The organism is Sorangium sp. So ce131, from assembly GCF_051519095.1.
In the GTDB taxonomy this organism is placed as follows: Bacteria; Myxococcota_A; Polyangia; order Polyangiales; family Polyangiaceae; genus Sorangium.
Map to the genome: position 1 here is coordinate 2,930,757 of NZ_CP150455.1, position 14,184 is coordinate 2,944,940.

8 protein-coding genes are annotated in these 14,184 nt (G+C 74.2%); 5 read left to right on the plus strand and 3 right to left on the minus strand.

Translation table 11 applies throughout. The annotated features are described in order from the left end of the window. Together WMF43_RS10880 and dnaE are read left to right on the plus strand one after the other, a co-directional pair. Positions 1–1,917 (plus strand): DinB/UmuC family translesion DNA polymerase, encoded by a 1,917-nt coding sequence (locus tag WMF43_RS10880; protein ID WP_437679533.1) that lies wholly within the window; start codon positions 1–3, stop codon positions 1,915–1,917. Further along, positions 1,914–5,213, plus strand: a complete 3,300-nt coding sequence (gene dnaE, locus WMF43_RS10885; protein WP_437679535.1) for a DNA polymerase III subunit alpha — start codon at positions 1,914–1,916, stop codon at positions 5,211–5,213. Before WMF43_RS10880 ends, dnaE begins: the two co-directional genes overlap by 4 nt. Here the strand turns inward: dnaE and WMF43_RS10890 are convergent. From WMF43_RS10890 to smc, 3 genes are all read right to left on the minus strand, one after another. Further along, positions 5,191–6,870 carry an ATP-binding protein gene (locus tag WMF43_RS10890; RefSeq protein WP_437679537.1) on the minus strand — a complete coding sequence of 560 codons (1,680 nt, stop codon included), beginning with the start codon at positions 6,868–6,870 and terminating at the stop codon, positions 5,191–5,193. The two genes, dnaE and WMF43_RS10890, sit on opposite strands and share 23 nt — an antisense overlap. A gap of 162 nt (positions 6,871–7,032) precedes the next feature. Beyond that, complete coding sequence (locus WMF43_RS10895; RefSeq protein ID WP_437679539.1) at positions 7,033–7,596, minus strand: hypothetical protein; 564 nt, start codon at positions 7,594–7,596, stop codon at positions 7,033–7,035. Then, positions 7,593–11,198, minus strand: coding sequence for a chromosome segregation protein SMC (gene smc, locus WMF43_RS10900; protein WP_437679540.1), 3,606 nt, complete (start codon positions 11,196–11,198; stop codon positions 7,593–7,595). The genes WMF43_RS10895 and smc overlap by 4 nt, the downstream gene beginning before the upstream one ends. Positions 11,199–11,484: 286 nt before the next feature. Here smc and WMF43_RS10905 point away from each other — a divergent pair, with 286 nt between their 5' ends. The 3 genes from WMF43_RS10905 (at position 11,485) to WMF43_RS10915 (ending at position 14,151) form a co-directional block, all read left to right on the plus strand. Further along, the gene (locus tag WMF43_RS10905; protein WP_437679542.1) at positions 11,485–11,832 is read left to right on the plus strand and encodes an FmdB family zinc ribbon protein; all 348 of its coding nucleotides are present in this window, start codon (positions 11,485–11,487) and stop codon (positions 11,830–11,832) included. A 184-nt stretch (positions 11,833–12,016) separates the two neighbouring features. Then, positions 12,017–13,111, plus strand: coding sequence for a bifunctional chorismate mutase/prephenate dehydratase (locus tag WMF43_RS10910; RefSeq protein WP_437679544.1), 1,095 nt, complete (start codon positions 12,017–12,019; stop codon positions 13,109–13,111). After that, a complete protein-coding gene (locus tag WMF43_RS10915) occupies positions 13,108–14,151 on the plus strand; it encodes a hypothetical protein (protein WP_437679546.1) in 1,044 nt (347 codons plus the stop codon). Before WMF43_RS10910 ends, WMF43_RS10915 begins: the two co-directional genes overlap by 4 nt. Positions 14,152–14,184: the final 33 nt, after the last annotated feature.

The following is a 14,184-nucleotide window of genomic DNA, read 5'->3' on the forward strand; positions in this document are numbered from 1 at the left end:
ATGGCGGTCAGGCGCATTGTGGCGATCGTGCTCCCGCAGCTCGCGTGCGAGCTGGTGAAGCAACGAGGGCCGGTCTCGCCGAGCGGCAAGGCGCCGCTCGCGGTGATCCTCGGCGGCGACGACGAGCGCCGGGCGGCGCTCGCCCCGCGGCCCGAGCGCGAGCTGCAGCCGCAGCCGCAGCCGCAGCCGCCCGCGGCGGTCATCGACCTGGTCGACGACGAGGCGAGGCGGTACGGGGTGAGGCCGGGGCAGAAGGTCGTCGAGGCCGCGGCGCTGGTCGCGCACCTCGCGATCCACCGGGTGACGTTCGCCGAGATCGACGCGGCGCTCGGCCGGGTCGCCGAGGTGGCGCTCGGGCTCGGGGCGACGGCGTCGATCCAGCTCGGCGAGCAGGGCGCCGCCTCGCGCGGCGGCGCGGCGCGCGCGGGGGCGTCGCGATCGGGGCGCGGCGGCGAGCGCGCGCCGGGCGCGGCGCGCAGCCCCTGGGGCGACGGCCCGTACGACACGGTGTGGCTCGACATCACCGGGGCGTCGCACCTCGTCGGCGGTGAGGAGGCGCTGCTCGATGAGCTCGGCGAGCGCGTGGCGGCGCTCGGGCACAGGGCGCGGCTCGCGATCGCGGACGGGCCGCGGCTCGCGCAGGCGATCGCGCGCTTCGGCGCGCACGCGGACGGCGGGCGAGGGGACGAAGCGCGGATCGCGGCGCCGGGCAAGGGGGCGCAGGCGATCGCGCCGCTGCCGGTGCAGGCGCTCCCGGTCGAGCGCGAGGTGGCGAGCTTCCTCGTGCGGCTCGGCGTGCTCCGCGTCGAGGATCTCGCGCGGCTGCCGCGGGCGCAGGTGGCGGCGCGCCTCGGCCCGCGCACGGCCGAGGTGATGGAGCTCATCGCCGGCCGCGATCCCGTGCCGCTCCTGCCGTTCGAGGTGCCCCGGTTGATCGAGGAGGAGGTGCTCTTCGACGACCCGGTCGAGAGCGCCGAGTCGCTCCTGTTCGTGCTGCGCGGCATGACGTCGCGGATCGCGTCGCGGCTCGCCGCGCGCGGCGAGGCCTGCGGGCGGCTCAACGTGGCGATCGCCTACGATCGATCGATCGCGCGGCTCCGCCTCGGCGAGCGCGAGGGCGACGGCGAGGGCGAGGGCGACGGCGCGGCGGCGGAGCTCCCGGAGGACGACGAGCGCGGCCCCTCGCTGCGCTTCCACGTCGACATGCCGGTGCCCCTCTCCGACGCGGGCGACCTGCTCCGCCCGCTCAAGGCGAAGCTCGAGCGGATCGAGCTCGCGGCCCCCGCGGTGGGCGTCCACCTCATCGCCTCGCGCATCGCGCGCGCCCGCCAGGTGCAGCTCGATCTGTCGCGCGACCGCTCGGTCGATCCCGACAGCCTGCCGGCCCTCCTGGCCGAGCTCTCGGCGGAGATCGGCGCGGAGCGGGTGGGCGTCCTGGAGATCGCGGACGCGCACCGCCCCGAGGCGCGCTCGCGGCTCGCGCCGGTCGAGGACGAGGCGCTCGCGCCGCGCCCGCCGAGGGCGGCGCGGGCGGCGCGGCAGGCCGCGGCGGAGCAGGGCGCGGCGGCGCGCGGCGGGGAGGAGGCGCCGGCGCCGGAGCCGTCGCGGCTCCTTCCGCAGCCGATCCCGCTCGGCCGCGTGGGGCGGGGGGCGATCGTGGCGGTGGACCGGCACCTCTACGCGATCGAGCGGCTCTGCTTCGTGATGCGGCTCGACGCGGTGGAGTGGTGGACGCCCGCGCCGGCCTCGCGCGACTACGCGCGCGCCTGGCTGGTCTCGGGGTCGCCCTCCGGCAGGGCGCGGCCGGGCGAGCTGCGCCCCCCGCGCGACGGCGCGAGCGCGAGCTCCTGCGGCGAGGCGTGGATCTACGTCGACCGCGCGACGGGCGAGGCCTTCCTGCAGGGGTGGTGCGAGTGAGCGCGGGCGCCTCGGTCCCGTTCGTGGAGCTCTGCGGCCGCTCCTGCTTCTCGTTCCTCGAGGGCGCCTCGCACCCCGAGGAGCTCGTGCACCGCGCCAAGGAGCTCGGCCTCGAGGGGCTCGCGATCTGCGATCGCGACGGGATCTACGGCAGCGTCCGCGCGCACACGGCGGCGAAGAAGATCGAGCAGCGGGTGATCGTCGGGGCCGAGCTGACGATCGGCGCGATGCGCGCGGGCGCGGGCGCGCGCGTCGAGCGCGCGCCCGGCGTGTCGCCGTCGGTGGTCCTCCTGGTCGAGGACAGCGAGGGCTACGCGAACCTCTGCCGCTTGCTCACGATCGCGCACGCGGACTGCGAGAAGGGCGTGGCGAGCATCTCGGCCGAGGCGATCGCGGCGGCGCCGCGGGGCCTCACCGCGATCGTCCCGCTCGATCCCCTGGTGCCGGCGGACGCGCCCCTCGCCCTCATGGGCCCGCTGCGCGAGGCGTTCGGCGAGCGCGCGCTCGCCGCGACGTGGAAGCACCTCGACCGCCGCGACGGCGAGCGCGTCGCGGCGGCCCTCGCGGCGGAGCGGCGCTACGGCCCCTGCGTCGTGGCGACCGCGCGCCCGCTCTACCACCACCCGTCGCGCAAGCCGCTCGCCGACGTGCTCACGTGCATCCGGACCAAGACCACGCTCGATCAAGCCGGGACGCGGATCGCGCCGAACGCGGAGGCGTACGTGCGGTCCGGCGCGCAGATGGCGGCGCTGTTCCGCGATCACCCGGCCTGGGTCGCGCGGACGGTGGAGGCCGCGTCGCGCTGCCGCTTCTCGCTGTCCGAGCTGCGCTACAGCTTCCCGAGCGACGCCCTCTGCATGCCGGGGGAGACCTCGGATCAGGCGCTGCGCCGCCTCACCGACGAGGGCTGCCGCGACCGCTACCCGGAGGGGACGCCGCCCCAGGTGCGCGCGCAGATCGACAAGGAGCTCGCGCTGATCGCGAAGCTCGGCGTCGCCCCGTATTTCCTGAGCGTGCAGCAGGTCGTGAAGATCGCCCGCGCGCGGCAGATCCTCTGCCAGGGCCGCGGGAGCGCGGCGAACAGCGCGGTGTGCTTCGTGCTCGGCGTCACGGCGGTGGACCCGGCCCGGTCCAACCTGCTGTTCGAGCGCTTCCTGTCGGAGGAGCGCAACGAGCCGCCGGACATCGACGTCGATTTCGAGCACGAGCGCCGCGAGGAGGTGATCCAGGCGATCTACGAGATGTACGGGCGCGACCGGGCGGCGATGGTCTCGGAGATCATCGCCTACCGCGGGAAGAGCGCGCTGCGCGAGGTGGGCAAGGCGTTCGGCTTCTCGTCGGATCAGGTCGATCGGCTGAGCGGCCTCGTGCTGCACCACGAGGCGGACATCACCGAGAAGCGCGTGAGCGAGGCGGGCCTGGATCCGGACGACGTGCGCGTGCGGCAGGCCATCCTGATGGCGAGCGCGCTGGAGGGCTTCCCGCGCCACCTCTCGATCCACGTCGGCGGCTTCGTGCTGTCCTCGGAGCCGCTCCACAAGGTGGCGCCGGTCGAGCCTGCGCGGATGGATGGCCGCACGGTGATCCCGTGGGACAAGGACGACCTCGACGACCTCGGCTTCTTCAAGATCGACGTCCTCGCCCTCGGCATGTTGACCGCGATCCGCAAGGCGCTCGCGCTGATCCACGCGGGGCGGGGCGCTCTCGGCGCGAGCCCTTCGGCCGAGGCGGCCCGGGACGCCGCGCTCGCGGGTCCTTCGGCCGAGGCGGCTGGGAGCGCCGCGCTCGCGGGTCCCTCGGCTGACGCGGCTCGGGGCGCCGTGTTCGATCCGATCGCGGCGCTCGCGCAGATCCCGCCCGAAGATCCTGCGGTCTACGAGGCGATCGGCCGGGCCGACACGGTGGGGGTGTTCCAGATCGAGAGCCGCGCGCAGATGGCGATGCTCCCGCGGCTCAAGCCGAGCAGGTTCTACGACCTCGTGATCGAGGTGGCGATCGTGCGCCCCGGCCCGATCCAGGGCGGGATGGTGCACCCGTACCTGCGCCGGCGGACGGGGCAGGAGGCGCCCGTGTCCCCGCACCCGTGCCTGGATCCGATCCTGGAGCGCACGCTCGGCGTGCCGCTCTTCCAGGAGCAGGTGATGCAGATCGCGATGGTCGGCGCGGGCTACACGCCGGGCGAGGCCGACCAGCTGCGCCGCGACATGGCGGCGTGGAAGAAGCACGGGCGCCTGGAGCGGCACCGCGCGCGGCTGATCCAGGGCTTCGCCGAGCGGGGGATCCCGGCGAGGTTCGGGGAGATGCTCTACCAGCAGATCCAGGGCTTCGGGGAGTACGGCTTCCCGGAGTCGCACGCGGCGAGCTTCGCGCTGCTCGTGTACGCGTCGGCCTGGCTCAAGGTCCATCACCAGACGGCGTTCACCTGCGCGCTGCTCAACGCGCAGCCGATGGGGTTCTACAGCCCGTCGGCGCTGGTGCAGGACGCGCAGCGGCACGGCGTGGAGGTGCGGCCGGTGTGCGCGGTGCGCAGCGCGTGGGACTCGACCCTCGAGCCCGCCGCCGATCCCTCGGCGGGCCCGGCGCTAAGGCTCGGCATGCGCCTCGTGAAGGGGCTCGGCGAGGCGGCCGTGGCGGCGGTCGTGGCCGCGCGGGAAGAGGCGCCGTTCACGAGCCTCCCGGACCTCGTGCGCCGCGCGGAGCTGAAGAAGAACGAGGTGGAAGCGCTGGCCGAAGCGGGCGCGCTCGCCGCGCTGGTGCCCGCCCGGAGAGAGGCGCTCTGGCGGGCGCGCGCGCCCCGCGTGGACGGGCTGTTCGAGGGCGTGCCGATCGAGAAGGACAGGGACGTGGGGCTCCCCCCGCTGCGGCCGCTGGAGCAGCTCGCGCTGGATTACGGGCGGGTGGGCCTGTCGCTGCACGACCACCCGATGCGGCACCTGCGGCCGGCGCTCAAGCGGCGGCGCGGGGCCGGGCGCGTGCGGACCGCCGAGGAGATCAAGGCGTCGCGCAACGGGGAGAACGTGCGGGTCGCCGGGATGGTCGTCGGGCGCCAGCGGCCGGCGACGGCGAGCGGCGTGACGTTCGTGACGCTGGAGGACGAGACCGGCGTGGTCAACGTGATCGTCCAGAAGCAGGTGTTCGCGGACCACTACCAGGTGGCGCGGCACGCTGCGCTCATGCTCGTCACGGGGCGGGTGGAGCGGCAGGGCGAGGTGGTCCACGTCCTCGCGCGCGAGCTCGAGCGGCTGGAGCTCCCGAGCGGGGAAGAGGTGTCGCTCAAGTCGCGCGACTATCACTGAGCGGCGAGGCGACGACCTCGTCGATCAGCGAGAGCAGCGTGCCCGCGTCGAACGGCTTGAGGAGCAGCCGGGCGCTGACCTGAGCGAGGAACGCCTTGCTGCGCTCGGTGAAGGCGCCGCCGGTCAGGAACACGATCCGGCGCTGCTGGTCGGGCGCGTGCTCGCCGAGCGACGCGTAGAAGTCCATCCCCGTCATGTCGGGCATCATCAGGTCGCACAGGATGGCGTCGTAGCGCTCCCCGGCGCGGATGCGGGCGAGCGCGTCGCGCGCGCTCGCCGTCGCGATCGTCTCGTGCCGCGGCTCGAGCGTCCCGGCGATGGCCCGCGCGAGCAGCGGCTCATCGTCGATGACGAGGATCCGCCGCCGCGGCGCCGCCGGCTCGGCCGCGGCGGGCTTGCTGCTCGCGTGGAGCCAGCGCGGCGCGCCCTCCGCCGCGGCCGGCGTGCGCCGGTCGCCGGCGCTCGCCGCGGGCAGGACGACGCGGAAGGTGCTCCCCGCGCCGGGGCGGCTCTCCACCTCGATCCGGCCGCCCAGCGCCGCGACGATGGACTGGCTGATCGAGAGGCCCAGCCCGAGCCCTTCGCCCTCCTCCTTGCTCGTGTAGAACGGGTCGAAGATCCGACCGAGCGCCTCCTTCGCGATCCCCGTCCCGGTGTCGCGCACCTCGACCACGACCCAGCCCGCGGCGTCGCAGCGCGCCCTCAGCTCGATCTCGTTCTGCTCGGCGCGCCCCTCGGGGATAGCCTGCGCGGCGTTCACGATGAGGTTCAGGAAGACCTGCGCGAGCCGCGGCTCGTTCGCCTCGACGGGCGGCACCTCCTGGAAGCTCCGGGCGACGCGCGCGCGGTGCCGGATCTCGTTCATCGCCATGTGGACGCACGAGTCGAGCACCCGCCTGACGTCGACCGGGCCGCGGTGGTCGTCCCCGGCGCGCGAGAACGTGTGGAGGTCGCGCACGATGAGCCGCACCCGCTCCGCGCCCTCGCGGGCGTCTTCCAGGAGCGCCAGCACCTCGGAGAGCTCGCTCGATGACCCCCGGCCGTCGCCGTGGGAGCGCGGCCACGGGCCGCCGCTCCGCCGGTCGCTCGCGCCGCTCCGCCGGTCGATCGCGCCGACGCGCCGCATGGCCGCGTCGATGTTCGTGATGACGAAGGCGAGCGGGTTGTTGATCTCGTGGGCGACGCCGGCCGCGAGCGTGCCGACGCTCGCCATGCGGCCGGCGAGCACGAGCCGGGCCTGCGCCTGCGCGAGCGCCTGCCGCGAGGCGGCGTCGCGCGCGGCGCGCTGTCGGATCACCGCGAGCCGCGCCGCCGCGGCCGCGGCCGCGCCGTCGCCGCGCACGAGCAGGAAGTCGCCCGCGCCCGCCGCGAGGATGCCCTCGACGTCCTCCTCGCGCTCCGTGATCGCGAGGAGGAGCACCACGTCCCCGCCGGGCTGCGCCCGCGCCCGCATGCAGAACGCCGCCGCGCCGGCCGGGTCGCTCCAGTCCACGGCGAGCGCCGGCGGCGGCTCGCGCCGGCAGCGATCGAGCGCGCGCTCGGGATCGCGGACGACCTCGACGTCCGGCACATGGCGCCGAAGCAGCGCTTCGAATCGATCGCTCGCCGCGGCGCGCCCGCGGAGAAGCAGGATGGCGGCCGGCTCCGCGCAGCCCATCGACGTCCTCTCAACGTGTCGTTCGCGGACCTCTTACCGCATCTCCTCCCCGGCGTGCAGGCATGGTGATCCTCTGGCCCGGCCTGCCCCGCGGGCGCCGCTGCGCCGCCGGCCTCTTCAGGTCCGGTCGCCCTCGTCGGGGCTCGCCGCCGCGCCGGTCGCTCAGCGAGGGCTCGCGGTCGCGTCGTCGTCCGGATCGCCGTCGTCGGCGACCCGCGACGCGCCCGCCGTGAGCGGCGGGTACAGGCTCTCGACGAACGCCGCGGAGAGCCGCTCGGCGACGCGCGCGTCCAGGTGCGCCATCACCTCGCGCAGCCGGTCGATCTCGGCCGAGAGCGCCTCCTTGAGCGGCCGGCGCTGGGTCGCTTCCATCGCGGCGAGCTCCGAGAGGGCCGCCTCGAGGTGGGCGCGCGCGGCCCCCTCCGCGCCGGACGTCAGGACCAGGTGCTCCGCCACGCGCACGCGCCCGCGGTAGCGTACCCGCGTCCGCTCGAGGAAGTCCCGGTAGGGCTTCACGGCCCCGCTGAGCGCCTGCACCGCCGCCGCGAGCGCGCGCGCCTCCGCGCGGAGCGCCTCGCGATCGGCGTCGGCGAGCGCCGGGTTGTGCTCGACGTGCGCCTCGAGCGTGGCCAGCACCTCGCGGGCCCAGCGGAGGTGCCGCAGCCCCGAGGCCTCGCGGGCCAGGAGCCGGTCGGGCGCCGCCCCCGTGGCCGCCCGGGCGCTCACGCCACCGCCGCCGCCGGCGCGGCCTCGCGCTCGGAGCGCTTCGCCGTCTCGTTGATCCGCACGCTCACGAGCTTCGAGACGCCCGGCTCCTGCATCGTGACGCCGTAGAGCACGTCGACCGACTGCATCGTGCGCTTGATGTGCGTGATCAGGATGAACTGCGAGTGGCTCGTCATGCTCCGGATGGCCTCGTTGTAGCGGGCCACGTTCGCCTCATCGAGCGGCGCGTCGACCTCGTCGAGGATGCAGAACGGCGACGGCTTGAATTGGAAGATCGCGAAGATCAGCGACACGGCGGTGAGCGCCTTCTCGCCGCCGCTCATGAGCTCGATGTTCCCGAGCTTCTTGCCCGGCGGCTGCGCCAGGATCTCGATCCCCGTCTCGAGCATGTCGTCGGGGTTCGTCAGCCTGAGCTCCGCCTGGCCGCCGCGGAACATCTTGGGGAACAGCGTCTTGAAGCGCGCGTTGATGCCGTCGTACGTCGTCTTGAAGAGCCGCTTCGACTCGCGGTTCATCTGGGCGATCGCCTTCTCGAGGTCGTCGAGCGCCTTCTCGAGGTCGGCCTTCTGGCCCGAGTAGTACGTGTACCGCTCCTCGGCCTCGGCGTGCTCGCGCACGGCGTCGAGGTTGACCGGGCCCATGCGGTCGAGCAGCTCGGTGAGCTCCTGGATCCGCGCGCGGTGCGACGCGTCGACCGGCGGCCGCTTGTGGTAGTCGCCGACCACGCGGGCGAGCTCCAGCCCCCGGAAGCGCTCGCGCACCCCCTCGATGAGGTGGTCGTGCTCGACCCGGAGTCGCTCCAGCGCGAGCTCGTGCTTGCGGAGCCGCTCCGAGACGTCGGCGAGCTCCTGGCGCAGCCCGCGCAGGTCGGCCTCGCGCGCCGCGTGCGCCTGCCGCGCCTCGTCGAGCGCGCGCCGCGCCTCGGTCAGCGCGGCCTGCGCCGCGTGCGCCTCGGCGACGGCGCGCACCAGCGCCTCGCGCCCGAGGACGATCGTCGCCGCCGCCTTCCCCGCGGCCGCCGCGCTCTCCGTCCGCTCCTGGTCGAGCCGGGCGATGCGCCCGCCGAGCTCGGTGCACGACCGCGTGAGCCGCTCGACCGTGCCCCGCGCCGCCGCGGCGCGCTCCCGCACGCGCGCGAGCTTCACCTTGCGCTCGGTCACCACCGACTGCTGCCCGAGCACCCGCTCGCGCCACTCCGCCGCGACCTGCTCGGCGTGCTCGAGGCCGGCCGACGCCGCGTCGCGCGCGGCGCGCCCGGCCTCGAGCTTGTCCCGCGCGGCCTGCTGCTCGCTGCCGCCGGCGTCGAGGTTGTCGGCGAGGTCCTCGAGCTCGCCGCGCACCACGCCCTCGCGCTTCTGCGCCGCGGCGAGCTGCTCCTCCGCGCGGCGCAGGTCCTTCTCGGCCGTCACGAGCGCGAGCTCGCCCTCGTGCGCCTCGCTGCGCGCCCGCTCCAGCGCCGTCCCGACCTCGGTGATCCGCAGGCGGAGCTTCTGCTGCGCCTCGAGCAGCGCGGTCACCTCCTCCGATTTCGTCGCGACGAACTCGTGCAGCGCGCGCATCTCGCGCTTCTGCTCGATCATGCCGGCCGCGACCGCGTCGCCCGAGCCGCCGCTCACCACGCCGTCCTCGCGGACGACGGTGCCGTCGAGCGCCACGAGGGCGCAGCCCGCGCCCTCCGCCGCGAGCCGCGCCGCGACCGCCGCGGACTCGACGACCACCGCGTCCCCGACGAGCGCCCGCGCGAGCGCCTCGTCCTCTGGCGCGAACACGAGCCGGTCGACGAGCGGCCCGAGCACCCCCTCGCCGCGCGGCGGCCGCCGCGCCGCGCCGGCCACGAACGGCGGCCGCGCCGCGATCACGCTCGCCCGCCCGCGGTTGTTCTTGGACAGGTCCGCGAGCAGCGCGATCCCGCGCTCGACGTCGCTCACGACCGCGCATTGCAGCCGGTCGCCGAGCAGCCCCGCGAACGCCGCGGTCAGCTCCGCCGGCGCCTCGATCCGGTCGGCGACGAGCCCGAGCAGCGCCGGGTCCTTCGTCTTGAGGAGGTTCTTCACCCCGGCGCCGACGCCCTCCAGCCGCGCGTGCAGCTCCTCGAGGGCGCGGAGCCGGTTGCGCCGCTGCCCGAGCTCGTTCTTCGCGTGCTCGACGGCGCGGTCGCTCGCGACGGCCTGCTCCCGGAGCGCCTTCATCTCGACGTCGAGCCGCGACCGCTCCTCCGCCGAGAGCCGCTTGCCCTCCGCGAGCTCCGCCACGTTCCGCTGCAGCGACGAGCGCCGCCGGTCGAGGTCCTCCGCCTCGTACATCAGCCGCCCGAGCTCGTCCTCGTGCTTCGCCCGCCGCTGGCTCATCTCCGCCATGCGCCGGTCGAACCCGGCGAGCGACGCCTCGGCGGCCGCGACGGCCGCGGTGGCCTCGGCGGCGCGCCGGCGCAGCGCGGCGACCTCGTGCTCGGCGGTGCGCTCGCCGTGCCGCAGCTCCTCGAGCCGCTCGTGCTGCTCGAGGGCGAGCTCGCTCTCGCGCGCCTCCTCTTCCTCGACGCCGGCGAGCTGCGCCTCGAGCTGCGCCTTCTCGGTCGTGAGCTCCTCGACCGTCTTCTCGAGCTCGCCCTGCTCCTTGGCCGCGGTGACGAGCCGCTCGTCGAGGTGCCGCAGCCGGTCGCGCGCCCGCGCGATCTCGGCCTCGTGGGTGCGCACCTGGTTGTCGGCCGCGAACGCCTCGTTCTGCGCCTTCTCGGCCCGCTCCTCGCACGCGAGGGCCTCGAGCCGGGTGACCTCGATCTCGGCCTCGCGCGCCGCGAGCGCCGCCCGCGCCGCCTGCTCCCTCTCGGCGAGCTCGGCCCGCCCGATCGACTCGTGCTGCGTGAGCACCGTGATCTCGAGGAGCTTGTGCGAGGCCTCGTGCAGCACGAGGTCCTCGAGCTCCTTGCGGTAGCTCACGTACCGCTCGGCCTTCGCCGCCTGGCGCTTCAGGGACGCGAGGTTGCGCTGGATCTCGGAGACGATGTCCCCCACGCGGAGCAGGTTCTGCCGCGTCTGGTCCATCTTCTGCTCGGCCTGCTTCTTCCTCGCCTTGTACTTCGTGATGCCGGCGGCCTCCTCGATGAGCATCCTCCGGTCCTCGGGGCGCGCCGAGACGATGAGCCCGATCTTGCCCTGCTCGACGATGGAGTAGGCCTTCGTGCCGACGCCGGTGCCGAGGAAGAGATCGGTCACGTCCTTGAGCCGGACCTGGGTCTTGTTGATGAGGTACTCGCTCGTCCCGTCGCGGAAGAGCCGGCGCGTCACCGCGATCTCGGCGTAATCCCGGTACTCGAGCGGGAGCTGCGACGCCGCCGTCGGGTCGCTGTTCTCGAAGGTGAGCGTCACCTCGGCCATCCCGTGCTGGGCGCGGGTCTCGGAGCCGTTGAAGATGACGTCCGACATCGACTTACCGCGCAGGTGCTTCGCGCTCTGCTCGCCGATGGCCCACCGGATCGCGTCGACGATGTTCGACTTGCCACAGCCGTTCGGCCCGACGATGCCCACCACGTCCGTATCGAAATGGACCACCGTCCGATCGACGAACGACTTGAACCCGCTGATCTCGAGCTTCCGAATGCGCATGACGTCCTCGGACCGGCCAGACGGACTAAACGTAGCGTCACAGCACGCCACGTACCGTCACACCTGGTATCCCCCGGGGTCTACGTGCGCTGTCACCGCGCGGCAAGACAGGAAACCGGTGTCTTGTCCGAGCATTACGGACCGGGTCTTGCGTCGTCTGCACCACCGAAGACGACGTCGCGGGCTGCGGGGGCGACGTCGCGAACACATCGTGCGCGTCTGGCAGCCGCCTTGACAGGTGGCTAACGTGGCCATATCCCTCGCGTTGTTCGAGGAGTAGAACGCCATGCCCACGTACGAGTACGCTTGCACATCCTGCGCGCATGAATGGGAAGCCGAGCAGTCCATCAAGGAGGCACCGCTTTCGGAGTGCCCGTCGTGCAGGAACGCGACGGCGCGGCGGCAGATCTCGCGCGGGACGGGGTTCATCCTGAAGGGCGGTGGCTGGTACTCCGACCTGTACGCCTCGGGCTCGAACAAGCCGCCCGCGAAGTCGGACAGCGGCTCGGGCAGCGGCGGATCCGAGGGCAAGGGCTCGGCGGACAGCGGCTCGACCAGCTCGGGTAGCTCCTCGCCGGCCGGGGGCAGCACCAAGAGCGACGGCGGCGCGTCGTCTGCGACCGCGGCGGCCTGACTGAAGCCCGCGCCGCCCGGCGGCTTGCCCGAGGGAGAGCTCGGCGCTGCCCGGCGCGATCCGCGCACATCGACGGGGGCGTCCGGCGGCGCAGCGCCGCGGAGCCCCGGTCGCGGCGGGCTTGCCCGTGCGCCGGCCGTGCTGCGTGTCCACCTGTGCCAGGGGCGGTGCTAGGGTGGCCGGGATGGATGAGAGAAAGCGACTTGAGGAGCTCCGCCGGCAGCTCATGGAGCTGGATCAAGAACTCCTGCGAAGCATCGAGCGCCGGGCCCGCATCGCGCATGATCTGGCCAAGCTGAGGACGGGGACGGCGCGGTTCGCGCCGACGGCCGACGCGGTCCACATGCAAGCGCTCGAGCGCGCCGCGACGCCGCCGTTCCCGCAGCGCGCCGTTCGACCGATCTTCGTCGCCATCGACGCCGCCTCGCGCGCCTACGAGGTCGCGCCCCGGGTCGCGTTCCTGGGCGCCGAGGGCGACTTCTGCTGGACCGCGGCGCACGATCACTTCGGCGTCGGCGGCGAGTTCGTCCGCGTCGAGAGCCCGTCCGCGGCCATCGAGGAGGTGGCGCGCTCGCGCGTGGACTTCGCCGTGGTCCCGTACGAGTCGCTCAAGGAGGGGCCGATCTTCCCGACGATCCAGGCGATCGCCGGCGCCGATCTCAAGGTGGTCGGCGAGCGGCAGCTGGTGCAGGCGCTCGACCTCGTGAACCGGACCGGCAACGTCGCGGACGTCGAGCGGGTCTACACCTCGCCGCAAGATCACGTTGCGTGCGTGAGTTACCTCGAGATCCAGCACCCGCGCGCGCTGGTGCTCGACGTGCGCAGCCCGCAGGCCGCCTGGGATCTCGCGGCCGAGGGCGACGGCAGCGCCGCCATCGTTCCCCGCGGCTTCCGCGGCGCCGAGGAGCTCCGCGTCGCCCGCGAGAACGTCGGCGACGAGGGGGAGATCCGGATCCGCTACGCGGTCCTGTCGCGCCTGCCCGCGCCGCGCTCGGGCCACGACGCCACGGCGCTCCTCTTCAGCGTCCACGATCGGCCCGGCGCGCTCCACGACATCCTCCAGCACTTCAAGGAGCGCAGCTGCAACCTCCGACGGGTCCACTCCCGCCCCATCCCCGGCGAGGGCTGGGACTACGTGTTCTACGTGGAGGTCAGCGGCCACACGACCGATCGCGCGCTCGTCGCGGCGCTCGAGGGCGTAAAGCGCGAGATCAAGATGCTGAAGATCATCGGCTCCTTCCCCCTGGAGCGCCCCGACCCGCAGCACGAGCGCGCTTGAGACTGAGGACGACGATGCGCACGCCGCAGCACCCCCGGAGCGCCGCCGCGCTGCGCCGCGCGGCGGCCGTGGTCGCGCTCGCCGCGCTCGCCGTGCCCCCGCTCGCCGGCTGCGGCGGCGCGGACGACAGCCTCGCGCTGGTCGGCGGAGGGAAGATCGACGCGACGGCGGTCGACCGGGATCCCCTGGCCGTGCTGCCGAGCGGGGTGGTGATGCTCGGCTACCTCGACGCGGCGGCGCTGTTCGCGTCGAACCTGGGCGGCGAGGTCAACCAGCTCGTCACGGGCCTGCTCCCGCTGGGGCCCGAGTCGAACTTCGTGCCGGCGCGCGACGTCGTGAAGGTCTACGGCGGCGTGTACGCGATGCAGGGCGCGGACTTCTTCGCGGTCGTGCAGGGCAACTTCGACGTCGAGGCGATCCGCCGCGCCGCCGACGCGCGGACCGCCACCGCCTCGGGCGCGCCGCTCGTGAAGACGCCCTACGCGGGCGCCGACATCTTCACGGCCGGCAACGTCGGCTTCGTCGTGCTCACGCCCCACACGATCCTCACCGGCAACGAGACCGGCCTCCGTCGGGCCCTCGACCGGCTCCGCTCCGCCGACAAGCTGGAGCGCGCCGTGCCCTCGTGGATGATCGATCTCATCAGCACTAAGAACGCTTCGTTCGCCATGGCCGGCGACCTCTCGAGCCAGCCCGCCGTCGCGTCCGCGGCCGGACAGGTGCCGTTCCTCTCGGGCCTCCGCTACGTGCGCGTGATCGGCAACTTCCAGGCGCCGGGCGTGAACTTCGCCGGCGCGCTCACATACACGGATCCGCAGAGCGCGGCGAACGGCGCCGTCGCGCTCCGCGACTTCGAGCGGATCGCCAAGATCGCGACCCTGCTCTCGTCGTGGGGCTTCGGCTACGGCTCGGTCCCGCCGATGCAGGTCGCGCAGCGCGAGAACGACGTCGCGTTCACGGTGCCCCTCGGCGAGGGCATCGTGCGCATGCTCCTCCGTTCCGCCGCGGAGACGGCGCGGACCCTGACGTACGGGCGCTGATCCACGCGCGCGCCGATCCGGGCGCGCGCACAT

Bases quoted from the DNA above. Each gene is read 5' to 3' on its own strand.
- WMF43_RS10910 (WP_437679544.1), top strand. From the start codon at position 12,017: ATGGATGAGAGAAAGCGACTTGAGGAGCTCCGCCGGCAGCTCATGGAG.
- WMF43_RS10880 (WP_437679533.1), top strand. From the start codon at position 1: ATGGCGGTCAGGCGCATTGTGGCGATCGTGCTCCCGCAGCTCGCGTGC.
- smc (WP_437679540.1), bottom strand. From the start codon at position 11,198: ATGCGCATTCGGAAGCTCGAGATCAGCGGGTTCAAGTCGTTCGTCGAT.
- WMF43_RS10890 (WP_437679537.1), bottom strand. From the start codon at position 6,870: ATGGGCTGCGCGGAGCCGGCCGCCATCCTGCTTCTCCGCGGGCGCGCC.
- WMF43_RS10905 (WP_437679542.1), top strand. From the start codon at position 11,485: ATGCCCACGTACGAGTACGCTTGCACATCCTGCGCGCATGAATGGGAA.